At 72.0% G+C, this 21,647-nt stretch carries 23 protein-coding genes; 9 read left to right on the top strand and 14 right to left on the bottom strand.

Features of this window, described 5'->3' with window-relative positions:
* Nucleotides 1-67: 67 nt before the first annotated feature.
* Nucleotides 68-463, top strand: coding sequence for a thioredoxin (trxA, locus tag JKV81_RS35245; RefSeq protein WP_202079660.1), 396 nt, complete (start codon nucleotides 68-70; stop codon nucleotides 461-463).
* Nucleotides 464-520: 57 nt separating this feature from the next.
* Here trxA and JKV81_RS36455 read toward each other — a convergent pair whose 3' ends face one another.
* The 3 genes from JKV81_RS36455 to JKV81_RS35230 all read right to left on the bottom strand — a co-directional run bounded on the left by JKV81_RS36455 (nucleotide 521) and on the right by JKV81_RS35230 (nucleotide 3,243).
* Nucleotides 521-967, bottom strand: coding sequence for a hypothetical protein (locus JKV81_RS36455; protein WP_236058543.1), 447 nt, complete (start codon nucleotides 965-967; stop codon nucleotides 521-523).
* A 62-nt stretch (nucleotides 968-1,029) separates the two neighbouring features.
* Nucleotides 1,030-2,058 (bottom strand): LacI family DNA-binding transcriptional regulator, encoded by a 1,029-nt coding sequence (locus JKV81_RS35235; protein ID WP_129259935.1) that lies wholly within the window; start codon nucleotides 2,056-2,058, stop codon nucleotides 1,030-1,032.
* Between the two features lie 63 nt (nucleotides 2,059-2,121).
* Nucleotides 2,122-3,243 (bottom strand): glycosyl hydrolase family 18 protein, encoded by a 1,122-nt coding sequence (locus JKV81_RS35230; protein ID WP_202079658.1) that lies wholly within the window; start codon nucleotides 3,241-3,243, stop codon nucleotides 2,122-2,124.
* 71 nt (nucleotides 3,244-3,314) lie between these two features.
* Here JKV81_RS35230 and JKV81_RS35225 point away from each other — a divergent pair, with 71 nt between their 5' ends.
* Entirely contained in the window at nucleotides 3,315-3,782 is a 468-nt protein-coding gene (locus JKV81_RS35225) for a type II toxin-antitoxin system PemK/MazF family toxin (RefSeq protein WP_129259933.1), read from the top strand.
* Here JKV81_RS35225 and JKV81_RS35220 read toward each other — a convergent pair.
* The gene (locus JKV81_RS35220; RefSeq protein WP_129259932.1) at nucleotides 3,767-4,603 is read right to left on the bottom strand and encodes a TIGR02452 family protein; all 837 of its coding nucleotides are present in this window, start codon (nucleotides 4,601-4,603) and stop codon (nucleotides 3,767-3,769) included. The genes JKV81_RS35225 and JKV81_RS35220 overlap by 16 nt on opposite strands.
* A gap of 146 nt (nucleotides 4,604-4,749) precedes the next feature.
* Between JKV81_RS35220 and egtA the strand changes: the two genes are divergently transcribed.
* The 4 genes from egtA to egtD are packed head-to-tail and all read left to right on the top strand — an operon-like array spanning nucleotide 4,750 to nucleotide 9,099.
* Nucleotides 4,750-6,048 carry an ergothioneine biosynthesis glutamate--cysteine ligase EgtA gene (egtA, locus tag JKV81_RS35215; protein ID WP_124279197.1) on the top strand — a complete coding sequence of 433 codons (1,299 nt, stop codon included), beginning with the start codon at nucleotides 4,750-4,752 and terminating at the stop codon, nucleotides 6,046-6,048.
* Nucleotides 6,045-7,385: an ergothioneine biosynthesis protein EgtB gene (gene egtB / locus JKV81_RS35210; RefSeq protein ID WP_202079656.1), complete on the top strand. Its 1,341-nt coding sequence runs from the start codon at nucleotides 6,045-6,047 to the stop codon at nucleotides 7,383-7,385. Before egtA ends, egtB begins: the two co-directional genes overlap by 4 nt.
* Nucleotides 7,385-8,140 (top strand): ergothioneine biosynthesis protein EgtC, encoded by a 756-nt coding sequence (gene egtC / locus JKV81_RS35205; RefSeq protein WP_202079655.1) that lies wholly within the window; start codon nucleotides 7,385-7,387, stop codon nucleotides 8,138-8,140. The genes egtB and egtC overlap by 1 nt, the downstream gene beginning before the upstream one ends.
* On the top strand, nucleotides 8,137-9,099 hold the full coding sequence (gene egtD / locus JKV81_RS35200) for an L-histidine N(alpha)-methyltransferase (RefSeq protein ID WP_202079653.1): 963 nt from the start codon (nucleotides 8,137-8,139) through the stop codon (nucleotides 9,097-9,099). The genes egtC and egtD overlap by 4 nt, the downstream gene beginning before the upstream one ends.
* Here egtD and JKV81_RS35195 read toward each other — a convergent pair.
* The 3 genes from JKV81_RS35195 to JKV81_RS35185 all read right to left on the bottom strand — a co-directional run bounded on the left by JKV81_RS35195 (nucleotide 9,042) and on the right by JKV81_RS35185 (nucleotide 12,137).
* Nucleotides 9,042-9,881, bottom strand: a complete 840-nt coding sequence (locus JKV81_RS35195; RefSeq protein WP_202079651.1) for a lysophospholipid acyltransferase family protein — start codon at nucleotides 9,879-9,881, stop codon at nucleotides 9,042-9,044. The genes egtD and JKV81_RS35195 overlap by 58 nt on opposite strands.
* Nucleotides 9,878-10,711 carry a GNAT family N-acetyltransferase gene (locus JKV81_RS35190; RefSeq protein WP_202079649.1) on the bottom strand — a complete coding sequence of 278 codons (834 nt, stop codon included), beginning with the start codon at nucleotides 10,709-10,711 and terminating at the stop codon, nucleotides 9,878-9,880. Before JKV81_RS35190 ends, JKV81_RS35195 begins: the two co-directional genes overlap by 4 nt.
* 172 nt (nucleotides 10,712-10,883) lie before the next feature.
* On the bottom strand, nucleotides 10,884-12,137 hold the full coding sequence (locus JKV81_RS35185) for an extracellular solute-binding protein (RefSeq protein WP_202079647.1): 1,254 nt from the start codon (nucleotides 12,135-12,137) through the stop codon (nucleotides 10,884-10,886).
* A 205-nt stretch (nucleotides 12,138-12,342) separates the two neighbouring features.
* On the opposite strand from JKV81_RS35185, the gene JKV81_RS35180 reads away from it, so the two are divergent.
* A complete protein-coding gene (locus JKV81_RS35180) occupies nucleotides 12,343-12,558 on the top strand; it encodes a dodecin (RefSeq protein ID WP_099175818.1) in 216 nt (71 codons plus the stop codon).
* Nucleotides 12,559-12,621: 63 nt separating this feature from the next.
* Here the strand turns inward: JKV81_RS35180 and JKV81_RS35175 are convergent, their stop codons facing one another.
* On the bottom strand, nucleotides 12,622-13,110 hold the full coding sequence (locus tag JKV81_RS35175) for a phosphatase domain-containing protein (protein ID WP_129259924.1): 489 nt from the start codon (nucleotides 13,108-13,110) through the stop codon (nucleotides 12,622-12,624).
* A gap of 78 nt (nucleotides 13,111-13,188) precedes the next feature.
* On the bottom strand, nucleotides 13,189-13,515 hold the full coding sequence (locus JKV81_RS35170) for a plasmid stabilization protein (RefSeq protein WP_129259923.1): 327 nt from the start codon (nucleotides 13,513-13,515) through the stop codon (nucleotides 13,189-13,191).
* Between the two features lie 205 nt (nucleotides 13,516-13,720).
* Between JKV81_RS35170 and JKV81_RS35165 the strand changes: the two genes are divergently transcribed.
* Nucleotides 13,721-13,912 (top strand): DUF6381 family protein, encoded by a 192-nt coding sequence (locus JKV81_RS35165; protein ID WP_104782993.1) that lies wholly within the window; start codon nucleotides 13,721-13,723, stop codon nucleotides 13,910-13,912.
* A gap of 95 nt (nucleotides 13,913-14,007) precedes the next feature.
* On the top strand, nucleotides 14,008-16,428 hold the full coding sequence (locus JKV81_RS35160) for an excinuclease ABC subunit UvrA (RefSeq protein WP_202079638.1): 2,421 nt from the start codon (nucleotides 14,008-14,010) through the stop codon (nucleotides 16,426-16,428).
* Nucleotides 16,429-16,467: 39 nt separating this feature from the next.
* On the opposite strand, the gene JKV81_RS35155 is transcribed toward JKV81_RS35160, so the two are convergent.
* The 5 genes from JKV81_RS35155 to JKV81_RS35135 all read right to left on the bottom strand — a co-directional run bounded on the left by JKV81_RS35155 (nucleotide 16,468) and on the right by JKV81_RS35135 (nucleotide 21,573).
* Complete coding sequence (locus JKV81_RS35155; protein WP_129259921.1) at nucleotides 16,468-17,574, bottom strand: SPFH domain-containing protein; 1,107 nt, start codon at nucleotides 17,572-17,574, stop codon at nucleotides 16,468-16,470.
* A gap of 29 nt (nucleotides 17,575-17,603) precedes the next feature.
* Complete coding sequence (locus JKV81_RS35150; protein ID WP_202079636.1) at nucleotides 17,604-18,041, bottom strand: NfeD family protein; 438 nt, start codon at nucleotides 18,039-18,041, stop codon at nucleotides 17,604-17,606.
* A 130-nt stretch (nucleotides 18,042-18,171) separates the two neighbouring features.
* Nucleotides 18,172-18,918 carry a succinate dehydrogenase/fumarate reductase iron-sulfur subunit gene (locus JKV81_RS35145; protein ID WP_099175811.1) on the bottom strand — a complete coding sequence of 249 codons (747 nt, stop codon included), beginning with the start codon at nucleotides 18,916-18,918 and terminating at the stop codon, nucleotides 18,172-18,174.
* On the bottom strand, nucleotides 18,915-20,864 hold the full coding sequence (locus tag JKV81_RS35140) for a fumarate reductase/succinate dehydrogenase flavoprotein subunit (RefSeq protein ID WP_202079634.1): 1,950 nt from the start codon (nucleotides 20,862-20,864) through the stop codon (nucleotides 18,915-18,917). The genes JKV81_RS35145 and JKV81_RS35140 overlap by 4 nt, the downstream gene beginning before the upstream one ends.
* A gap of 1 nt (nucleotide 20,865) precedes the next feature.
* Complete coding sequence (locus JKV81_RS35135; protein ID WP_202079632.1) at nucleotides 20,866-21,573, bottom strand: succinate dehydrogenase; 708 nt, start codon at nucleotides 21,571-21,573, stop codon at nucleotides 20,866-20,868.
* Nucleotides 21,574-21,647 lie beyond the last annotated feature (74 nt).

The raw sequence follows: 21,647 nt of genomic DNA, 5'->3' as shown, positions 1-21,647 counted from the left end.
AATAGCGCAAGTGACGTCACCGTTGTGCCGGACAGGTCCGAACGGTCCCAGGAAGAGGTAACAGAGTATGAGCACCATAGAGCTCACCAAGGAAAACTTCGATCAGGTCGTGAGCGACAACGAATTCCTGCTGATCGACTTCTGGGCTTCCTGGTGCGGTCCGTGCCGGCAGTTCGCCCCGGTCTACGACTCGGCGTCCGAGCGTCACCCCGACCTGGTCTTCGCCAAGGTCGACACGGAGGCGCAGCAGGAGCTGGCGGCCGCCTTCGAGATCCGGTCCATCCCCACGCTGATGATCGTCCGTGACAACGTGGCGGTCTTCTCGCAGCCGGGGGCGCTCCCCGCGGAGGCGCTGGAGGATGTCATCGGCCAGGCCCGCAACCTGGACATGGACGAGGTACGCAAGTCCGTCGAGGAGCAGAAGCAGGCACAGCAGGGCCAGGCGCAGCAGGAGCCCCAGTAGTCCCTTCGGATGTGCGGCAGACGTGATGAGGGCCCGGCCTGAACGGCCGGGCCTTCGTCATGGTGCGGTGCCGTCCGAGCTCCCCGCGCCGGCCCCGGTGCCCTCCGTCCCGGCCCCCTCGGCCCCGGCCCGCGCCCCAGCGCCCCCGGCCCCGGACTCCTGCGCCCCGGTATGCCCCGGCTCGGGCTCGGCGGGCGCCGCCTCCTCGGCCGCGGCCGGCTCCTCCTCGGTCTCCTGAGGGCCGCGGACGCGGTCGGCGATCCTGGCCGTGAGCCCGTAGTCCAGCTCCGCGCCGTCCACCAGCAGGGCTTCCACCGTGTGGGAGGCGGGGTCGATGTCCGCCTCCATGCCGTTCCCGGCGTAACGCGGATAGCCCGTCTCCCCGGTGTCCCCGGTGGCCGCCACGACCGCGGAGCGGATGGCGGTGCCGGGCGGGGGCGCCCCGGTGACGGGCTCCTCCGGTTCCGGGAAGAGCAGGATCTCGTAGCTCTGCGGATGGCTCATGCCGTCGACGCTAGACATCCGGGGCCACCCTCGCATGTCGCAACGCCGCGCATCAGGGCCGGTCAGCTGGATTCGCGCGCCACCACCGTGGCCCGCAGCGGATAGTGCCGCTCGGGCGCCCCGCCGGGGCTCTGCACGAGGCGGTCGATCATCTCGGCCGGTGACTGGGCGGTCGCCAGTTCCATGGTGACGCTGCTGAGGCGGGGCCGCAGGAGCCTGCCGAGCATCAGGTCGTCGGCCCCGATCACGGCCGTCTCGGCGGGGACGCCGATCCCGGCGTCCTGGAGGGCGCTCATCAGCAGCATGGCGTACTCGTCGTCGTACGCGAACACGGCGTCCAGGCCCAGCGTCCGCCAGCGGGCGGCCAGGTCCGCCGCCGACTCCTCCTCGTACCGCAGGGGCAGTGGCCGGACACGGGCGTCCGCGCCGGACTCCTCCACGGCGCGTACCGCTCCGGCCAGCCGGGGTTCGGCGAAGGGGGCGAGGCCGGGTTCCTGGGGCATGACCACCCCGATCCCCCGCCGCCCCCGCGAGAGGAGGTGGCGGACCGCGGCGCCGCCGACCTCGCGCTGGTCCACGACGAGCGCGTGGGCGCCCTCCACCGGCTGCGGGCCCAGGGTGATCACGGCCTTGGCGCCGGAGCGGGTGAGCACGCCGGTGCCGTACGGGGTGAGGGCGATGTTCCCGGGCGAGACGACGGCCACCGGGCGGAGTTCCGCCCAGGCCCTGGCCGCCTCGTCGGCGTCCATGCCGGCGCTCCCGTACTGCACGACGGTGTAGTCGAGGCGGCGCAGACCGGTTTCGAGCCCGGTGAGAAACCGCTGGTACAGGGGCCCGGCCGGGGACCGGGCGGCGGGCAGCAGCACCATCCTCGTGTGCCCGGCCCGCAGGCTCCGGGCCGCCGCGTGCGGGACGTAGCCGAGGTCGGCGGCGGCTTCCCTGACCCGACGGCGGGTGGGTTCGCTGATCCGTACGGAGGTGTTGTCGTTCAGTACGTAGGACACGGTGGCCCGGGAGACTCCCGCGAGCCGCGCCACGTCGGCGCTGGTCGGTACGGAGGTGCCCGCGGGCTGCTCGGATAACTGGCTCATGGCGTCCGGCAGTCTTCCAGACCCCTCGGCCCCGCCCCGGGGGCGGGGCACCGTAACGGGGCGTCAGCCGTCGGCGAGTACCGGCCAGATCTCCGGGTCCTCGAAGTTGAGCGCCCACAGGGCGGTCCCGGTCACACCGTGTTTGCGCAGCACCGTCAGGTGGGCGGCGATCCCGCGCGCGTCCTGGTACCAGACCTCGCGGGACTCCGTGCCGTCCCGGTAGGTGAAGTACGGGGTGCCGGAGACCTGGTCGAAGCGGTAGGGGACGCCCTGCCGCTTGCGCAGCGCCTCGGCCTCCTTCCAGGTGACGTGCTTGGTGGCGGCCGTGCCCGTGCGGTCCGCGGGCCAGTCCCAGCCGTAGGCGGGAAGGCCCATCTCCAGCTTGGCGGCCGGTACGAGCGCGGTGGCCCGGGTCAGGATGTCCTCGTACCAGCGGGTGTCGGCGAGCGGCCCGGGGTCGCCGCCCGACCAGTGCAGGTTGTAGCCCATGATCCGGATCCGGTCGGCGACACGCCCGAGGGCCGCGTAGTCCCAGATGCGGCCGGTCGTGGCGGTCTTCGGGAAGACCGTGAGCACGCACTGCTTGCCGAGGGTGTGCAGACGCCCGCAGAGGTCGGTGGCCAGTGCGGTGAACCCGTCGCGTACGGAGGCGTAGGTGGAGTCGCCGGTGGCGGCGATGGACTCGTAGTCGAGGTCTAGGCCGTCGTAGTCGCGGGTGGCGACGGTGCGCATCAGCGCGTCGGCGTGCTCCGTGCGGCGGGCGGGGCTGGTCAGGATCGCCGCCAGGGCACCGTACTTCATGGTCTCCATCACCGTGGGGACGACCTTCGTCCCGGCCCGGTGCAGCCCGTCGATGATGCGGCGTTCGCCCGCGCCGGGGTGCGCGTCGATCCGGCCTGCCGACACGGCCTCGTACCAGAACGGGCTGACGGTGTGCAGTTGCGCGGCGTGGAGCAACGCGTCCTGGTAGGCGCCCTCCTGGTCCCAGTAGGGCAGCCACGCCGACACGGTGCGGGCGGTGGGTGCGGAGGGGCGGGCCGAGGGGCCCGGCGCCGTGGTGGGCGTGGGGGACGGCCGCGGCGGCGGGGCTGACGCGGCACCAGGAACCGTGGCCAGGACAGCGGCTGCGAGGAGGCCGGCGACGGTGACGGCGCGGGCCGTCCGGAGGGTGAGGAGGGTGATCATGTGGTCGAGCCTGCGGTCGGTTTCGCCGACCCGCTCCACGGACTGGGCCGTACAGGTCCTACGGTATTGCGATGACGTTCCAGCACACCAACCACAGCAGCGACAGCACGACCGACTTCCCCGGCCGCAGCGGACCGGCGGCCACCACGGAGGCGGAACCCCGCGACGTGGGGCCCGTCCGCACCTCGTACGCCCCCGACCGCGACGGGAATCCGGACCCCGGCGAGATCGTCTGGACCTGGGTGCCGTACGACGAGAACGACGGGCGCGGCAAGGACCGTCCGGTACTCGTCGTGGCCCGGGAGGAGCGGGGCACGGTGCTCGCCGTACAGCTCTCCAGCAAGCAGCACGACGGGGACCACGAGTGGGTCTCCCTGGGGGCCGGCCCGTGGGACAGCTCGGGCCGGCCGTCCTGGGTGGATCTGGACCGGGTCCTGCGGGTGCACGAGGACGGGATGCGACGCGAGGCCTGTGCCCTGGACCGTGTCAGGTTCGACCTGGTCGCGGGGCGGCTGCGGGAGCGCTACAGCTGGAGCTGACCGCCGAGCGCGCGGGTGAAGGCCGCCCGGACGGCGGAGTCGGGATCCCGGTCGGGTACGCCGAAGACGAGCTGCTCGAAGTGGCCGGCGAACCGCCCGCCGCCGGTCAGCAGGGCGCGGAACGCGCCGGCCACCTCGGCGGGGTCGTTCATGAAGACGCCACAGCCCCACGCGCCCAGCACGAGCCGCCGGTAGCCGCGGACGGCGGCCACTTCGAGCACCCGCTCGGCCCGGCTCGCCAGCGCGGCGGGTATGCGCGGGACCAGGTCGGGCTCCCGGCTGCGGATGACTCCGGCGTTGGGCGCGGGCGAGGTGAGGAATCCGGCCGTGTACGGGGATTCCAGCAGCCGCCCCCGGTCGTCGCGGAAGACCGGTACGCCGGGTGAGTGGATGACCCGGTCGGTGTAGAAGGCGCTGCGTTCGGCGCGGTGGTGGGCGTAGAACTCGGGGGCCCGCAGCAGCGTGGCGTGGAGCGCGGAGCCCCGGCACAGGGACTCCTCCTGGGCCTGCGCGCCGTTCAGATAGCCGCCGCCGGGGTTGCGTGCGGAGGCGTAGTTCAGCACGGCGACCTTGGCCGCCGACTCGCCCGTCATCCGGTGTGCCGCCTGCAGGCTCGTCTCGCCGGTCACCTCGACGACCGGACTGCGGTCGGTGTCCAGGGCCGCCACGTGGACGGGCTCGGGGCCGTACAGCCGGGTGCCGGAGAGGGCGGTGGCCAGGGCGCGCCCGATCGTCACCTCGCGCCCCTCGGGCGTGCGGTACCGCCCGGACCGGACGACGGACTCGGTCTCTCGCGCGATGCCGCGCAGTCGTGCGCTCATCGGCGCGCCCCCGTGTGGTGCATACGGGGCATGCTGGACGCCGTGACGGCATGGACGCAACCGGTTTTCCGCGTCCAGGGGCACCCTTGTGCGAACTCCCGGTAAGGGTTTGGGTGGGTAGGAAGCACCCGAAGAGGAGGCCCAGCATGCCCCCGGACACTCTCGGCCAGCACGGCCCGCCCGTCGACGCGGCGCCGCTCGGTGAGGAAGAGGCGGAGGATCTGCTCCGCGGCATATGTTTCAAGACGGGACCGCCCCGGACGGTCGGTGTGGAGCTGGAATGGCTCATTCACGACCGTGAACATCCCGAGGTCGCCGTCCCGCACGACCGTCTGCGCGCCGCGGCCGACGCCGTGCGCGCGACGGAGCTGGACGCCGCCCTGACCTTCGAACCAGGAGGCCAGCTGGAGCTCAGCTCCCAGCCCGCTCCCTCGATGATGGCGTGCGTGGACGCCACGGCCGCCGATCTGGCCTCCGTACGCGACACCCTCGGCCGGGCCGGGCTGACACTGGCCGGCCTGGGCGTGGACCCGTGGCATCCGCCGCGTCGCCTGCTCCGGGAGCCGCGTTACGACGCCATGGAAGCGGCGCTGGACCGGTCGGGTTCCGCAGGCCGCGCCATGATGTGCACCTCCGCGTCCGTGCAGGTCTGCCTGGACGCGGGCGAGGAGGAGCCGGGGCCGCTGGGTTACGGGCGGCGCTGGCAGCTCGGGCACCTGCTGGGCGCGGTGCTGGTCGCCGCGTTCGCCAATTCGCCGTACCGGCAGGGCCGGCGCACCGGCTGGCGGTCGACCCGGCAGTCGCTGTGGGCCGACCTCGATCCGGCCAGGACGCTCGCGCCGCAGGGCCGTCTCTCGCCCCGTGACGCCTGGGCCACGCATGTGCTCGCCACACCGGTGATGTGCGTCCGTGCCGACGACGGCCCCTGGGCCGTGCCGGAGGGGCTGACGTTCCGCGACTGGATCCGCGGCGGTGGGCCGAGACCACCGGTGCGGGCCGATCTCGACTACCACCTCACCACGCTGTTCCCGCCGGTGCGCCCGCGCGGGCACCTGGAACTGCGCATGATCGACGCCCAGTCCGGCACCGACGGCTGGATCGTTCCGCTGGCCGTCACCACCGCTCTGTTCGACGACCCGGAGGCAGCAGAAACCGTGTACCGCACCGTGAAACCGCTGGCCGAGACGGCGGGCCCGCCGGCCGCGCCCCGCAATCCGCTCTGGACCGCCGCCGCCCGTGACGGGCTGAGCGATCCCGAGCTGGCGGCGGCGGCCGCGGTCTGCTTCACGACGGCGCTGGAGGCGCTGCCCAGGATCGGGGCGAGCGACCATGTCATCGGGACGGTCGCCGCCTTCCATGACCGCTATGTGGCCCGGGGCCGATGTCCGGCCGACGACTTTCCCGACCCTGCCCGGGCGCCGTACGGAAAGGGCTTGGTCCGATGACCGACACCTCAGCTCCGCACACGGGCGCGGAATTCGACGCGGAAAAGCTGCGTGAACGTGCCCTGGCCGCGCTCCTCGCCGCGCGCGAGCGCACCGCCCTGCTCACCGACAGCGTCGACGACCACGACCTCACCGCCCAGCACTCCCCCCTGATGTCGCCCCTGGTCTGGGACCTGGCGCACATCGGGAACCAGGAGGAGCTGTGGCTGCTGCGGGCCGTGGGCGGCCGCGAGGCGATGCGCCCCGAGATCGACGGGCTGTACGACGCCTTCGAGCACTCCCGGGCCAGCCGGCCCTCGCTGCCCCTGCTGGCTCCCGCCGAGGCACGGACGTACGCCGCCGACGTACGCGGCCGTGCCCTGGACGTCCTCGGTGGCGCACCGCTGCACGGCGAGGGCCGTCCGCTGGAGCGGGCGGGGTTCGCCTTCGGCATGGTCGCCCAGCACGAACAGCAGCACGACGAGACGATGCTGATCACCCATCAGCTGCGCTCGGGGCCCGCGGTGCTCGGCGCCCCGGAACCGCCCGAGCCCACGGACACCGTCACCCTTCCGCCCGAAGTCCTGGTCCCCGGGGGCCCGTTCACCATGGGTACGTCCACGGAGCCCTGGGCACTGGACAACGAACGGCCCGCGCACCGGCGCGAGGTGGCGGCCTTCCACATCGACACCGCCCCGGTCACCTGCGGTGCGTACCAGCGCTTCATCGAGGACGGCGGCTACACCGAGGAGTGCTGGTGGGCGCCCGAGGGCTGGGCGATGATCCGCGAACACGACCTGACGGCGCCCCTGTTCTGGCACCGGGACGCCGGACAGTGGCTCCGGCGGCGCTTCGGGGTGACCGAGCCCGTGCGGGCGGACGAGCCGGTGCTCCACGTCAGCTGGTACGAGGCGGACGCGTACGCCCGCTGGGCGGGCCGGCGCCTGCCGACGGAACCGGAGTGGGAGAAGGCGGCCCGCCACGACCCCGCGTCGGGGCGTTCGCTGCGCTACCCGTGGGGCGACGAGGACCCGGCCCCCGAGCACGCCAACCTGGGCCAGCGCCATCTGCGGCCCGCCGCCGCCGGGGCGTACCCGGCCGGCCGATCCCCCGCGGGGGCGGGCCAGCTGATCGGCGACGTGTGGGAGTGGACGTCGAGCGACTTCCTGCCGTATCCCGGCTTCGTCGCGTTCCCGTACCGGGAGTACTCGGAGGTCTTCTTCGGGCCCGGCCACAAGGTGCTGCGCGGTGGTTCGTTCGCCGTGGACCAGGTGGCGTGCCGTGGCACCTTCCGTAACTGGGACCTTCCCGTCCGGCGTCAGATCTTCTCCGGATTCCGCACGGCGAGGGATGCCTGATGTGCCGTCATATCGCTTACCTGGGGCCGCCGGTGGCGCTGGGCGAGGTGCTCGTCTCCCCCGCTCACGGACTCGTGCGCCAGTCCTGGGAGCCCCGGCACCAGAGGCACGGCACGGTCAACGCCGACGGGTTCGGGGTCGGCTGGTACGCGGACGGGGACCCCGTGCCCGGCCGCTACCGCCGTTCCGGGCCGGTCTGGGGCGACGAGACCTTCGCCGATCTGGCCCGCGTGGTGCGCAGCACGGCGCTGCTCGCCGCGGTCCGTGACGCGACGTTCGCCGGGGCGGACGGGGACGCCGCGGCGGCCCCCTTCGCCGAGGGGCGCCTGCTGTTCAGCCACAACGGCGCGGTGCGCGGCTGGCCGGGCTCCCTGGCGCCGCTGGCCGGGGACCTGCCGCCCGAGAGGATGCTGGCCCTGGCGGCGCGGAGCGACTCGGCGCTGATCTGGGCGCTGGTCCTCCACCGGGTGGCGCAGGGGGACGAGATAGCCCGGGCGGTCGCCGAGACCGTTCGCGACGTCGGTGCCGCCGCCCCCGGCTCACGCCTCAATCTGCTGCTCACCGACGGTTCCACCATCGTGGCGACCACCTGGGGCGACTCCCTCTGGTATCTCCACGAGCCGGGCCGCCGCACGGTGGTGGCCTCGGAGCCCTACGACGACGATCCGTACTGGCGCGAGGTCCCGGACCGCACCCTGCTGGCCGCGACGCGCACCGATGTCCTGCTGACCCCGCTCAAGGAGCCCACCGCGTGAGTCCCTTCCAGCTGACCCGCACCCTGCCTGCGGACGCGACGGACGCGGCGCTGCGCGCCGATGTGCGCAGCGGTCTGACGCGGCACCCCAAGACGCTGCCGCCCAAGTGGTTCTACGACGCGCGGGGCAGCGACCTGTTCGAGGAGATCACCCGTCTGGAGGAGTACTACCCGACGCGTGCGGAGCGGGAGATCCTGATCGCGCGTGCCGGGGAGATCGCCGCCGCGTCCGGGGCGCGCACCCTGATCGAGCTGGGGTCGGGCTCCTCGGAGAAGACGAAACACCTGCTGGACGCGCTGCCGGAGCTGCACACGTACGTACCGGTCGATGTCAGTGAGAGCGCGCTCGTGGGCGCGGCCGAGGCGCTGCTGGCCGAGCGTCCGGGGCTCTCCGTGCACGCGCTCGTCGCCGACTTCACGCATGTCCTGGAGCTGCCCGCGAGCCCCGGGCCGCGGCTGGTGGCGTTCCTCGGGGGGACGCTGGGCAATCTGCTCCCGGCGGAGCGCGCGGAGTTCCTCCGGTCCGTACGGGCGCGGCTCGCACCCGGGGACGGGCTGCTGCTCGGCACGGACCTGGTCAAGGACAAGGCGACCCTCGTCGCGGCGTACGACGACGCTGCGGGCGTGACGGCCGCGTTCGACAAGAACGTGCTGGCGGTGGTCAACCGTGAGCTGGGCGCGGACTTCCCGCTGGACGACTTCGACCATGTGGCGCTCTGGGACCCGGACCACGAGTGGATCGAGATGCGGCTGCGGGCCCGCCGTGCGCTGACGGTCAAGATCCGGGAGCTGGATCTGGTGGTGCAGTTCGAGGAGGGTGAGGATCTGCGTACGGAGATCTCCGCGAAGTTTCGCGAGGAGAGGGTCCGGGACGAGCTGGCCGCGGCGGGCCTGCGGCTGGATCAGTGGTGGACGGACACGGCGGGCAGGTTCGCGCTGTCGCTGGCGACGGCGGACTGAGCCGCCCGCGCCAGCGCCCGCCGGCCGGGCTCACCCGCCGCGTGGACCGGGGGCAGGACCCGGATCTCGGCGGTGAGCCCGGCGGCGGTCACCACGCGCCACAGCGATGCGGCGAGCGGGTCGTCCCCGACGAACGCGGCGGCTCCCGCCGCGTCCGCCGTCGCCGTCCGGTAGGTGATGCGTACGGGGCGGACGGCCGATCCCGCGTCGATCGCCGCCTGGAAGGCGGCGGGCCGGAACGGGCCGCCGCCGCTCCGGCCGCACCATGTGCTGCCCTGCGGGAACACCGCGATCCGCGCCCCGGAGGCCAGCGCCCCGGCGAGGGCCCCCACGGCCTGCGGGAGGGCCCTCAGCCGGTCCCGCTCGATGAACAGGGTGCCGCCGAGCGCGGCGAGCGGTCCGAGGAGCGGCCAGTTCCGTATCTCGCTCTTGGCGACCATCCGGGCGGGCAGCACGGAGGCCACCAGCGGGATGTCCAGCCAGGACACATGGTTGGCGACGACGAGTTCGCCCGCCGGCGGCCGCACCCGCTCCACCGGCTGCCCGGTGGCCCGTACGCGTACGCCGAAGGCCCGCACCACCGCACGGGCCCACCGGCGGATCAGCAGGTCGCGGTGGGCCGGTCCCAGCAGCAGGACGGCGGGCACGCAGAGCACCCCGAGGAAGGTGAGGGCGCATCCGGCGGTCAGCAGCGCCACGGCGTGCGCGGGCGGACGTCTGGCGCCCTCGTGGTGTGCGCACTCGCGCGGGGTGCAGGGGGCGACGGGCAGCCAGGCGCTCATCGCAGCGGGGCCAGCGAGAGGAAGTGGCGCAGGTAGCGCGGGTCGGTGCGCTGCATCGAGAGCAGGACGTAGAGGTCCGCGACGTCGAAGTCCGGGTCGTGGGCAGGGGCTCCGCAGACCCAGGCGCCGAGCCGCAGATAGCCGCGCAGCAGCGGAGGCAGTCCGGCGCGGCCGCCCGCGCCGCCGCCGGGGTGGCCCGTGGTGTCCCAGAGGCGGTGCGGGGTGACCCAGCACTCCTCGGGGGCCAGGTGGTGGGTCCGTACGGTGTCCCAGCTCCTGGCGGCCAGTGCTCCCCCGTCGGCGAGCGGTACGGAGCAGCAACCGGCCAGCCAGGTGTGGCCGGTGCGCTCCATGTAGCGGGCGAGGCCGGCCCAGATCAGGGCGATGACGGCTCCGTCCCGGTGGGCGGGGTGGACGCAGGACCGCCCGACCTCGACGAGGTCGTCGCGGATGGGGCCGAGGCGTCGGAGGTCGAACTCGCCCTCGGCGTAGAGCCCGCCCGCGAGCCGGGCGCCCTGGGGCGGCAGCAGCCGGTAGGTGGCGACCACCTCCCCGGTGGCCGCCTCGCGCACCAGCAGGTGATCGCAGTACGCGTCGAAGGCGTCGCTGTCCAGGCCGGGTTCGGTGCTGTCGAGGCGGGCGCCGAGCTCTCCGGCGAACACCAGGTGGCGCAGCCGCTGGGCGGCCCGTACGTCGTCCTGGCAGGTGGCCAGCGAGACCCGGTAGCCGGAGGGTGCACCCGAGGCGGCCGGACGGGGCGCGGGCACACCGGCGGGTGCGGGGGCGGAGGAGGGTATGGGGGTCGGGGAGGTGAGCGGCAGCACGGTCATGGCGGTCTCCGGGGGACGGATCAGCGGGGCCGTGGGCCGCCGCGGGGGTGCGACGGCCCGGCCCTCTACTTCTTCCGTGACCGGCTGGATTCGACGTGACCGGCGTGGAGCGGGGGGATGTGCGACGGCTGAATCCCCCGGGTCGCCCGGCGGGCGGCGCTCTCCGGTCCGGTCAGCCGGTGATGAGCTTGGACGTGATGCGGTCGGAGGCCTTCTTCGCCTCTTCCGCGGGATCGCCGCCCTCCAGCACCGCCGTCATGTACGGCTTGATCGGGTTGTCCGCCTCGACGGCGGCCCAGAAGGGCGAGTTGGGGGTGGCACGGCCCTCGGCGGCGCCTTCCGCCATGGCGGCGGTGCCCTCCTGGCCCTCGACGGCCTTCGCCAGGGCGGGCTTGTTGGGGACGTAGCTCATGGCGCGGGCGAGCTCCGTCTGCCACTTCTCCCCCGCGAGGGCCTTGACGACGTCGATGCCCTCACCCCGGTGATCGGCGTCTTCCGGCACGATCAGGTCGGATCCTCCGGTGAAGACGGCACCGGGCTTCTTCGCGCTCCGGCCGGGAACGGGGAAGTAGCCGAGCTTCCCCTTGAGTTCGGGGTTCTGCTGTTCGATCAGCGCGGCGCTGCCGGGTACGGAGATGATCTGGGCGACCTCGCCCCCGGCGAACACGTCGGTCTCGGGGGGCGTCTGCTCGTCGGCGTCCTTGGGGCCGTCGCCGAAGGCCTGGAGCGTCTTGTAGAAGTCCATGCCGCGCAGCGCGGCGGGCGAGTCGAGTGCGCCCTGCCAGTCACCGCCGCTGTCGTCGGCCAGTTCGCCGCCCTCGTCCCAGATGAACCCGGCGAGTACGTACCAGTTCTGCCCGGCGAGGTAGACGCCCTGCCGGCCGGCGGTGTTCAGCCGCTCGCTGATGTCCACCCACTCCGCACGGGTCTTGGGGAGTTCGGTGATCCCCGCCTCCGCGAAGAGGTCCTTGTTGTAGATGACGACGCGGTTGGCCGCGTACCAGGGGATGCCGTACTGGGCGCCGTTGACCTTGCCCGGGTCCGCGAGTCCCGGGAGCCAGTCCTCCCCGCCGAGGTCGCGGACGGATTCCAGGGTGAGGTCGCGCAGTTCACCGGTCTCCGCGTACTGGGCGACCTGGGTGTTGCCGACCTCGATGACGTCGGGTGCTTCGTCGCCGTCGAGCGCCTTGAGGACCTTGGGGCCGATGCCGCCCCACTCCTGGAGGACGAACTCCAGTTCGACCGAGGGGTTTTCGGCCTCGTACGAATTCTTGAAGCGGTCCAGGAAGCTCTGCGAGGCGCTGCCCTTCATCAGCCACACCGTCACCGTGCTGCTGCCGGATCCGGCGCCGGGAAGGTAGCCGCAGCCGCTCAGCACGACGGTGGAAGCGAGCGCGACGGCTCCGGCCAGTATGCGGATCTTCACGGGGGTCACCTTCTGCGAAACGGCACGACGACAGGACAGGACCCGGGTGGGGGGACTGCGGGCGGCGCTCGCACGGGGCGTGTGCACCGGAGTTTGGTATGGACCAATGCGCAGGTCAAGCCCCTGCCCAGCCCGGATCGCCACGCCGATACCTCGCGCTCCGACCCGGAGTGAGGCACCGTGGAATCACGAAAGGAGACATTAGATGTCGAATCACACCTACCGGGTCACCGAGATCGTAGGAACCTCCGAGGAGGGCCTCGACGCGGCCATCCGCAACGGCGTCGCAAGAGCCTCCGAAACGTTGCACAATCTCGACTGGTTCGAGATGACGCAGGTCCGGGGCCATATCGAGGACGGCCGTATCGCCCACTACCAGGTGGGACTCAAGGTGGGCTTCCGGCTCGACGAGAAGGCCTGACCCCCCGCGCAGGTCCGGGGCGGGGCGGAAGGCCCGCCACGCGCCACCGCCGGGTCCGGCCCCTCAGGTGCGCCCCTGGCGCTCCTGCGCGTCCTTCAGCGACGGCGACGCCACGGCCCACCGGGCGCGTACGACCGTGAAACCGGCCCGTTCGGCCGCGTCGCACACGAGTTCGTCGTCGTCGACGAGGACGCGCACCTCGCGTTCCCGTCCGAGCCGTTCCAGGATCTCCAGCTTGGTGCGGCGGGCCGGCCGCCGGTCGGCGTTGCGCCGCATGTGGAGAGCGCCCCTCGGCAGCCCCTGCCGGTCCAGCCAGGCCAGGGTGTCCTTGCGGCACTTCTCGGGGCGGCCCGTCAGATAGACGACCTCGCACTCCTGCGCGCTCTCCAGCACGAGTCCCACGCCCTCCTCCAGCGGAGGATCGTGGGGCGCGGCCGAGAAGAACGCGTCCCAGTCCCGGCGCGAGCCTTCGAGGAAGTGCTGACGGTGGCCGCTGTCGGCGAGGGTTCCGTCGAGATCGAATACGGCCAGCGGCCGGGTGTCGTCGCTCACGGCGGCCAGCTTAGAGCGGTCCCGCGCCGCCGCTCACGTCCTCAGCGTCCCGGGGCCGGCAGGCGACGCTCCTGGCCCTCAGCGTCCCAGGGCCTTGCGCAGCTGCTCCTTGTTCATCGAGGACCGGCCTTCGACGTTGCGCTTCCTGGCCTCCTCGTACAGCTGGTCCCTCGTCGGTCCCTGCGCTCCGCTGTGGGAACGCTGCCCACCACGCTCGGAGGCCGACTTGGGGTCCTTGACCGAGGTGCGGCTCGCGCTGCGGGACTCTCCCGAGCGGGCCCGCTCCTTGTTCACGGTCCGCGCCGCGATCTCCTCGGCACGCTTCGTGGACGTACCGCGCTTCTCGGCGCCTTCCTTGATGTGCTCGTACTGGCGTTCACGCTTGGGGCTGGATCCTGCCGGCATGGCACCTCTCCTCACTGTCGGACGACGGTGGTGACCCGTCGCACCCACTACCCCACACCCACACCCTTACGCCTGCCGGGCGGGAGGTCCGAACGGGGCACGGGCCGGCCGGCACCGGTCGCGGAGCGTGGCCGTTCGAGATGCAGCCGGGGCCGGGCGCTGTTTCGCTGAGGAGGTCCGCTCCCCCACAGATCCAGGAGTGATCATGAGCGTTGCAGGTGAGTCCGGCGGCCGTGCCAAGCAGCTGCGTGCCAAGGCACAGGAACTGAACGAGGCAGCGGAACGCGCCACCGACCCGGAGCAGCGGCAGCGGCTCCAGGACAAGGCCCGCCGCCTGCGGGAGCAGAGCGAGCAGGAGAGCTCCATGACGGACCGCGGCATGGACCCGATGGTGTAGGTCCGGCCCCCGCGCTGCCGGTGGTTCTTCCCCGTGCGGGAGGATCACCGGCAGAAGCATGCCCACCCCACCTACTCCACGGAGCCGTGCCGCCGATGTCCACCCCTCATGATCCGTACGTCCGGGTGCGCGGCGCGCGTGAACACAACCTCACCGACGTGGACGTCGACATCCCGCGCGACATGCTCGTGGTGTTCACGGGTGTCTCGGGCTCCGGCAAGTCCTCCCTGGCGTTCGGGACGGTCTACGCGGAGGCCCAGCGCCGGTACTTCGAGTCCGTCGCCCCGTACGCCCGCCGGCTGATCCATCAGGTCGGGGCGCCCGACGTGGGTGAGATCACCGGTCTGCCACCCGCCGTGTCCCTGGAGCAGCGCCGGTCGGCGCCCGGTTCGCGCTCCTCGGTGGGTACGGTCACCACGCTGTCCAACTCCCTGCGGATGCTCTTCTCGCGTGCCGGTGACTACCCGCCGGGGGCCGAGCGGCTCGACTCGGACTCCTTCTCGCCGAACACCGCGGCCGGCGCGTGCCCGGAGTGCCACGGCCTGGGGCGCATCCACCGCACCACCGAGGAACTGCTCGTCCCGGACCCGTCGTTGTCGATCCGGGAGGGCGCCGTCGCGGCCTGGCCCGGAGCCTGGCAGGGCAAGAACCTGCGCGATGTGCTGGACGCCCTGGGCTACGACATCGAGCGGCCGTGGCGGGAGCTGGAGCCCGCGGACCGTACGTGGATCCTGTTCACCGACGAGCAGCCGGTGGTGACGGTCCATCCGGTACGCGAGGCGGGCCGGATCCAGCGCCCTTACCAGGGCACGTACATGAGCGCACGGCGCTATGTGATGCACACGTTCGCCGATTCCAGGAGCCGGACGCTGCGGGCGAAGGCGGAGCGCTTCCTGACGAGCGCCCCGTGTCCGGTGTGCGGAGGCAGCCGGCTGCGGCCGGAGGCCCTGGCGGTCACCTTCGCGGGCCGGACGATCGCCGACCTCGTCGCTCTGCCGCTCACCGCCCTCACCGAGGTGCTGCTGGAGGCGGGCGGCGCGAGCGACACGGCACGCGTGCTGACGGCCGACCTGCTGGCCAGGATCGGGCCGGTCACGGAGCTCGGACTCGGCTATCTCAGCCTCGACCGTACGGCGCCGACCCTGTCCTCGGGCGAGCTGCAGCGGCTGAGGCTCGCCACCCAGCTGCGCTCGGGCCTGTTCGGCGTCGTCTACGTGCTGGACGAGCCGTCGGCAGGGCTCCACCCCGCCGACACGGAGTCGCTGCTCGGGGTGCTCGGCAGGCTCAAGGACGCGGGGAACTCGGTCTTCGTCGTGGAGCACCAGATGGACGTGGTGCGGCAGGCCGACTGGCTGGTGGACGTGGGGCCGCTGGCGGGCGAGCACGGCGGCCGGGTCCTGCACAGCGGCCCTCCGGCGGACCTCGCCGGGGTGGCGGAATCCGCGACCCGGCGGTTCCTCTTCGACGAGGACCCGCCGCCGGCCCGCGAGCCGCGCACCCCCACCGGGTGGATCACCCTGCGCGGGGTGGACCTGCACAATGTGCGCGGTGTCGACGCGGCGTTCCCGCTCGGGGTGCTCACGGCGGTCACCGGTGTGTCGGGGTCCGGCAAGTCGACGCTGGTGGGCCAGGTCCTGGCGGGTGTGCTGGCCGACCGGCGGCAGGCGGAGACGGACGCGCCGGCCGCTCCGGAGGAGGTGCGGGGCTGCGCGTCGGCGGAGGGCCTGGAGGCGGTGGACCGGCTCGTACAGGTCGACCAGCGGCCCATCGGCCGTACGCCCCGGTCCAACCTGGCCACGTACACCGGGCTGTTCGACGTCGTACGGAAGATGTTCGCGGAGACGGAGACGGCGCGGGCCAGGAAGTACCGGGCGGGCCGGTTCTCGTTCAACGTGGCGGGCGGGCGCTGCGAGACCTGTCAGGGCGAGGGGTTCGTCTCGGTCGAGCTGCTCTTCCTGCCCAGTACGTACGCTCCCTGTCCGGACTGCCACGGCGCGCGCTACAACCCGCCGACGCTGGAGGTGACGCTGCGCGGGTTCACCATCGCCGAGGTGCTGGACCTGACGGTGGAGGCGGCGGCGGAGTTCCTCGCCGGGACCCCGGCCGCCGAGCGCAGTCTGCGGGCCCTGCTGGACGTGGGGCTCGGCTATCTGCGCCTCGGCCAGCCGGCCACGGAGCTGTCCGGCGGTGAGGCGCAGCGGATCAAGCTCGCCTCCGAACTCCAGCGCGCCCGGCGGGGGCACACGCTCTACCTCCTGGACGAGCCGACGACGGGACTGCACCCGGCCGATGTGGAGGTGCTGATGGGGCAGTTGCACGGGCTGGTGGACGCGGGGAACACCGTGGTGGTCGTGGAGCACGACATGGCGGTGGTGGCCGGTGCGGACCACGTGATCGACCTGGGTCCGGGCGGCGGCGACCGGGGCGGCAGGATCGTCGCCACCGGTACGCCGCGTGAGGTCGCCCGCGCGGCGGGGAGCCGTACGGCCGGCTATCTGGCGAAGGCGCTCGGGTAGCCGGCACGGGGGCGGGTCCGGACCGGCCGGACGGGAGGCTCAGTCGCCGGACGTCCGGCCCCGGCCCGGCAGCTGGGACGACTGTGCGGCCTGCGCCTCCGCCTTGGCATCGCTGACCGCGGCGGCGGCCTGCTTCTCGGCCTCGTCGGTCGCCTGGGCCGCGTCGAGCGAGAGGGCCGACGGGGCGTCGAGCTCCGGCGTCCCGCCGCTGCCCGGCACCTCGCCGTCCTCGGGACGTGCTTCGTCGGCCTCGGCGGCAGGCGGCGGGGCGCCCTTCGAGTCGTCGCCGAACGCACTGGTGACCGTCCTGATCGCCTCGGTCAGCTCGCCCGGGATCACCCAGAAGGTGTTGTTGTCGCTGCTCGCCAGGCTGGGAAGTGTCTCAAGGTACTTGTACGCGAGGACCTTCGCGTCGGCGTTGTTGCGGTGGACGGACTGGAAGACGAGCTCCACGGCTTTCGCCTCGCCGTCCGCCCGGAGGATCATGGCCTGCTGGGTGCCCTGTGCCTCCAGGATGTCCTTCTGCTTCGTACCTTCCGCGGTGAGGATCTTGGCCTGCCGCTCACCCTCGGCGTGCAGGATGGCCGCGCGCTTGTCACGCTCGGCACGCATCTGCTTCTCCATCGCCTCCTTGATGGTGTTCGGCGGGTCGATGGCCTTGATCTCGACGCGGTTGACCCGGATGCCCCACTTGCCGGTGGCGTCGTCGAGGACGGCACGGAGCCGGGCGTTGATCTCCTCACGCGAGGTGAGCGTGCCCTCCAGGTCCATGGAGCCGATGACGTTCCTCAGCGTGGTGACGGTGAGCTGATCGATCGCGTGCAGATAGTCGGCGACCTCGTAGGCCGCCGACCGCGGGTCGGTGATCTGGTAGTAGAGCACCGTGTCGATGTTCACCACGAGGTTGTCCTCGGTGATCACCGGCTTGGGCTCGGACGAGTAGACCTGTTCGCGCACGTCGAGCTTGGAGTTGATGCGGTCCGCCACGGGCACGACCAGGTTCAGGCCCGGCTGGAGTGTCCGGCGGTACCGGCCGAACCGTTCGACGTTGTAGCGGCGCGCCTGCGGGACGATCCGCACGGTCGAGGCCACGAGGAAGATGACGACGATGGCCGCCACGAGAATGGGGATGACAAGGGGATCCACAATGCCTCCGTCGCTCTGCGTTCAGCCGGTCACGGAAGGAGCTCCCTGGGGTAGACGACAGCCGTGGCACCGTCGATCTCCATGACGTCGACCAGGGCTCCCTCCGGGATCACGAGGCTCTCGTCGAGGGCGCGGGCGGACCACTCCTCGCCGGCGAGTTTGATCAGGCCGCGGGTCCCGGTGACCTCCCGCACGACCTGCGCCTGCTTGCCGATCAGCGCGGCGCTGCCCTCGCGTGTGATCGGTTGCTGCGCCATGAGGCGCAGGGCGACAGGGCGGACAAGGATGAGGCCGGCCGCAGCCGCTGCCGCCAGGGCCACGATCTGGCCGAGGAGCCCGACGCCCACACCGGCGACCAGGGCGGCCACCAGCGCCGCCCCGGCCAGCAGCCCCAGGACCAGCGTCAGGGTGAAGAACTCCGCGGCACCCAGCGCCGCGGCGGCGAGCAGCCACACGAACCACGGCATCGGGTCACCCGTCCTTCTTCAGGGGCCTTCCCCTCCAAAGTACCGTGCGGAGCGTCCAGCGGGACCGGGGGAGGACGGAGGCGATTCCCGCCGGACGGCTGAAAACGCGGTACACAGAGCCGGCGGCCGGTCAGCGGCGCACCTTGCGGTTGGCGCGCAGCCATTCCTTGTTCATGGCGGTGATCGACGGCAGCGGGATGCCCTTGGGGCAGGCCGTGGCGCACTCACCGGTGAGGGTGCAGCCGCCGAAGCCCTCGTCGTCCATGGTGGCGACCATGTCGAGCACCCGGGTCTCGCGCTCGGGCGCTCCCTGCGGGAGCACGTTGAGATGGTTGACCTTGGCGGAGGTGAAGAGCATCGCCGAGCCGTTCGGGCAGGCGGCGACGCAGGCACCGCAGCCGATGCACTCGGCGTGCTCGAAGGCCGAGTCGGCGTCCGGCTTGGGCACCGGGGTGGCGTGGGCGTCCGGGGCGGTACCGGTGGGTGCCGAGATGTAGCCGCCCGCCTGGATGATCCGGTCGAAGGAGGAGCGGTCGACGACGAGGTCCTTGACGACCGGGAAGGCCGAGGCGCGCCACGGCTCGATGTCGATCGTGTCGCCGTCCTCGAAGGACCGCATGTGGAGCTGGCAGGTGGTGGTCCGCTCCGGTCCGTGGGCGTCGCCGTTGATGACGAGGCTGCACGCGCCGCAGATGCCCTCGCGACAGTCGTGGTCGAAGGCGACGGGCTCGTCCCCGCCGAGGATGAGCTCCTCGTTGAGGGTGTCGAGCATCTCCAGGAACGACATGTCCTGCGAGATGCCGTCGACTTCGTAGGTGGCCATGGCGCCGGGCGCCTCGGCGTTCTGCTGGCGCCAGACGCGCAGGGTGAGCTTCATGCGTAGCTCCGCTGAGTGGGGTGGACGTACTCGAAGACGAGGTCTTCCTTGTGCAGGACGGGGGCGTCGCCGGTGGCGCTGAACTCCCAGGCCGCCGCGTACGAGAACTCCTCGTCCCGGCGGGCGGCCTCGCCGTCCGGGGTCTGGGACTCCTCGCGGAAGTGGCCGCCGCAGGATTCGGCGCGGTGCAGGGCGTCGAGGCACATGAGCTCGGCGAGCTCCAGGTAGTCGACGACGCGGTTGGCCTTCTCCAGCGACTGGTTGAACTGTTCTCCGGTGCCGGGCACCTTGATGCGGCGCCAGAACTCCTCGCGGATCTGCGGGATCCGGTCGAGGGCCTTGCGGAGCCCTTCCTCGGTGCGGGCCATTCCGCAGAACTCCCACATGAGTTCGCCGATCTCGCGGTGGAAGGAGTCCGGGGTGCGGTCCCCGTCGACGGCGAGGAGGAGGTTGAGCCGGTCCTCGGTCTCGGCGACGGCCTCGGTGACCGCGGGGTGGCCGGCGTCGATCTCCTCGGTGTGCGGGTTGCGGGCCAGGTAGTCGTTGATCGTCGACGGCAGGACGAAGTAGCCGTCGGCGAGGCCCTGCATCAGCGCGGAGGCGCCGAGGCGGTTGGCACCGTGGTCGGAGAAGTTGGCCTCGCCGATGGCGAAGAGGCCGGGGATGGTGGTCTGGAGGTCGTAGTCGACCCAGAGGCCGCCCATCGTGTAGTGCACGGCGGGGTAGATCCGCATCGGCGTCTCGTACGGGTTCTCCGCGGTGATCCGCGCGTACATGTCGAAGAGGTTGCCGTACTTCTCCTCGACGGCCTTGCGGCCCATGCGCGCGATGGCCTCGGCGAAGTCGAGGTAGACGCCCTGGCCGCCGGGGCCGACCCCGCGGCCCTCGTCGCACACGTTCTTCGCGGCGCGGGAGGCGATGTCGCGGGGCACGAGGTTGCCGAAGGCGGGGTAGATGCGCTCCAGGTAGTAGTCCCGCTCGTCCTCCGGGATCAGGTGGGCGGGGCGGTCGTCGCCCTTGGCCTTCGGGACCCAGATGCGTCCGTCGTTGCGCAGCGACTCGCTCATCAGCGTCAGCTTGGACTGGTGGTCGCCGGTGCGCGGGATGCAGGTGGGGTGGATCTGGGTGAAGCAGGGGTTGGCGAAGTAGGCGCCGCGCCGGTGGGCGCGCCAGATGGCGGTGGCGTTGGAGTTCATGGCGTTCGTCGACAGGTAGAAGACGTTGCCGTAGCCACCGCTGGCCAGGACGACCGCGTCGGCGAAGTACGTATCGATCTTCCCGGTGACGAGGTCGCGGGCCACGATGCCGCGGGCCTTGCCGTCGACCACGATCAGGTCGAGCATCTCGGTGCGGGAGTGGAGCTCGACGTTGCCCGCGGCGATCTGCCGGGAGAGCGCCTGGTAGGCCCCGAGGAGGAGCTGCTGCCCCGTCTGGCCGCGTGCGTAGAAGGTGCGGGAGACCTGGACGCCGCCGAAGGAGCGGTTGTCGAGGAGGCCGCCGTACTCACGGGCGAAGGGCACGCCCTGGGCGACGCACTGGTCGATGATCTCCACCGAGATCTCGGCCAGCCGGTGGACGTTGGACTCCCGGGCACGGAAGTCGCCGCCCTTGACGGTGTCGTAGAAGAGCCGGTGCACCGAGTCGCCGTCGTTGCGGTAGTTCTTGGCCGCGTTGATGCCGCCCTGCGCGGCGACGGAGTGGGCGCGCCGGGGCGAGTCCTGGAAGCAGAACTGGACGACGTGGTAGCCCTGTTCGGCGAGGGTCGCGCCGGCCGAGCCGCCCGCGAGGCCGGTGCCGACCACGATGACGGTGTGCTTGCGGCGGTTGGCGGGGTTGACGAGCTTGGCCTCGAAGCGCCGGGTGTTCCAGCGGTCGGCGACCGGTCCGGTGGGCGCCTTGGTGTCGGTGACGGGCTCCCCCGTCGTGTACGTCGTGTAGTCGGCCATGTCAGCTCACCAATCCGGTCATGACGGCGACGGGTACGGAGACGAAGCCCGCGGTCAGCACCACGGCGAGCAGGTTGGCGAGCGTCTTCAGCACCCGGTCGCGGGTCGCGCTGCCCACACCCAGCGTCTGTGCGGCGCTCCAGAAGCCGTGCTGGACGTGCAGCCCCAGGGCGAGCACGGCGACGATGTAGATGACGTTCCCGTACCAGGTCGAGAAGGTGTCGAGCACGTTCTGGTAGGGGTGCCCCGGCTGGAATCCGCCGGTGTGCACGGTGCCGGTCGTGAGGTCCAGGATGTGCCAGACGATGAACAGCGCGAGGATGACGCCGCCGTAGCGCATGGTGCGCGTCGCGTAGCTGGACCGCGCCTTCTTGTGCACGTACGCCGTGGGGCGCGCCCTGAGGTCGCGTCGGCTCAGCTGGTACGCGGAGACGGCGTGCAGCACGACTGCCGCGACGAGGACCACGCGGATGATCCACAGCGCCCACTCGTAGTGCAGGAAGGGCTCACCGAGGGTCCGGAGCCAGTGCGCGTAGTGATTGAACTCGCCGGATCCGAAGAAGATCTTCAGGTTGCCCAGCATGTGGACCGCCAGATAACCGAGCATGATCAGGCCGCTCACAGCCATGATCGTCTTCTTGCCGACGGACGAGTCCCAGAGCGTACGCGTCATCGACGGCCGTCGGTCCGTCCGCGTTGCCAGTGCCATGGACACGACGCTAGAGGCGGAGGGCATCATCAGTCCAAGACATGAAACGACTCATCTCCATAGGCAGTCACTAT

Origin of the sequence: Streptomyces silvae (genome assembly GCF_016745505.1) — a bacterium.
GTDB classification, from domain to species: Bacteria; Actinomycetota; Actinomycetes; order Streptomycetales; family Streptomycetaceae; genus Streptomyces; species Streptomyces silvae.
The sequence above is the reverse complement of the archived record's forward strand: the minus strand, read 5'-3'. Positions and strand labels throughout refer to the sequence as shown.

Bases quoted from the DNA above. Each gene is read 5' to 3' on its own strand.
- JKV81_RS35135 (WP_202079632.1), bottom strand. From the start codon at position 21,573: ATGGCACTGGCAACGCGGACGGACCGACGGCCGTCGATGACGCGTACG.
- JKV81_RS35145 (WP_099175811.1), bottom strand. From the start codon at position 18,918: ATGAAGCTCACCCTGCGCGTCTGGCGCCAGCAGAACGCCGAGGCGCCC.
- JKV81_RS35195 (WP_202079651.1), bottom strand. From the start codon at position 9,881: ATGAGCGCCTGGCTGCCCGTCGCCCCCTGCACCCCGCGCGAGTGCGCA.
- egtC (WP_202079655.1), top strand. From the start codon at position 7,385: ATGTGCCGTCATATCGCTTACCTGGGGCCGCCGGTGGCGCTGGGCGAG.
- JKV81_RS35230 (WP_202079658.1), bottom strand. From the start codon at position 3,243: ATGATCACCCTCCTCACCCTCCGGACGGCCCGCGCCGTCACCGTCGCC.
- egtB (WP_202079656.1), top strand. From the start codon at position 6,045: ATGACCGACACCTCAGCTCCGCACACGGGCGCGGAATTCGACGCGGAA.
- JKV81_RS35235 (WP_129259935.1), bottom strand. From the start codon at position 2,058: ATGAGCCAGTTATCCGAGCAGCCCGCGGGCACCTCCGTACCGACCAGC.
- JKV81_RS35170 (WP_129259923.1), bottom strand. From the start codon at position 13,515: ATGCCGGCAGGATCCAGCCCCAAGCGTGAACGCCAGTACGAGCACATC.
- egtA (WP_124279197.1), top strand. From the start codon at position 4,750: ATGCCCCCGGACACTCTCGGCCAGCACGGCCCGCCCGTCGACGCGGCG.
- JKV81_RS35160 (WP_202079638.1), top strand. From the start codon at position 14,008: ATGTCCACCCCTCATGATCCGTACGTCCGGGTGCGCGGCGCGCGTGAA.
- JKV81_RS35220 (WP_129259932.1), bottom strand. From the start codon at position 4,603: ATGAGCGCACGACTGCGCGGCATCGCGCGAGAGACCGAGTCCGTCGTC.
- JKV81_RS35180 (WP_099175818.1), top strand. From the start codon at position 12,343: ATGTCGAATCACACCTACCGGGTCACCGAGATCGTAGGAACCTCCGAG.
- JKV81_RS35225 (WP_129259933.1), top strand. From the start codon at position 3,315: ATGACGTTCCAGCACACCAACCACAGCAGCGACAGCACGACCGACTTC.
- JKV81_RS35165 (WP_104782993.1), top strand. From the start codon at position 13,721: ATGAGCGTTGCAGGTGAGTCCGGCGGCCGTGCCAAGCAGCTGCGTGCC.
- JKV81_RS35150 (WP_202079636.1), bottom strand. From the start codon at position 18,041: ATGCCGTGGTTCGTGTGGCTGCTCGCCGCCGCGGCGCTGGGTGCCGCG.
- JKV81_RS36455 (WP_236058543.1), bottom strand. From the start codon at position 967: ATGAGCCATCCGCAGAGCTACGAGATCCTGCTCTTCCCGGAACCGGAG.
- trxA (WP_202079660.1), top strand. From the start codon at position 68: ATGAGCACCATAGAGCTCACCAAGGAAAACTTCGATCAGGTCGTGAGC.
- JKV81_RS35140 (WP_202079634.1), bottom strand. From the start codon at position 20,864: ATGGCCGACTACACGACGTACACGACGGGGGAGCCCGTCACCGACACC.
- JKV81_RS35190 (WP_202079649.1), bottom strand. From the start codon at position 10,711: ATGACCGTGCTGCCGCTCACCTCCCCGACCCCCATACCCTCCTCCGCC.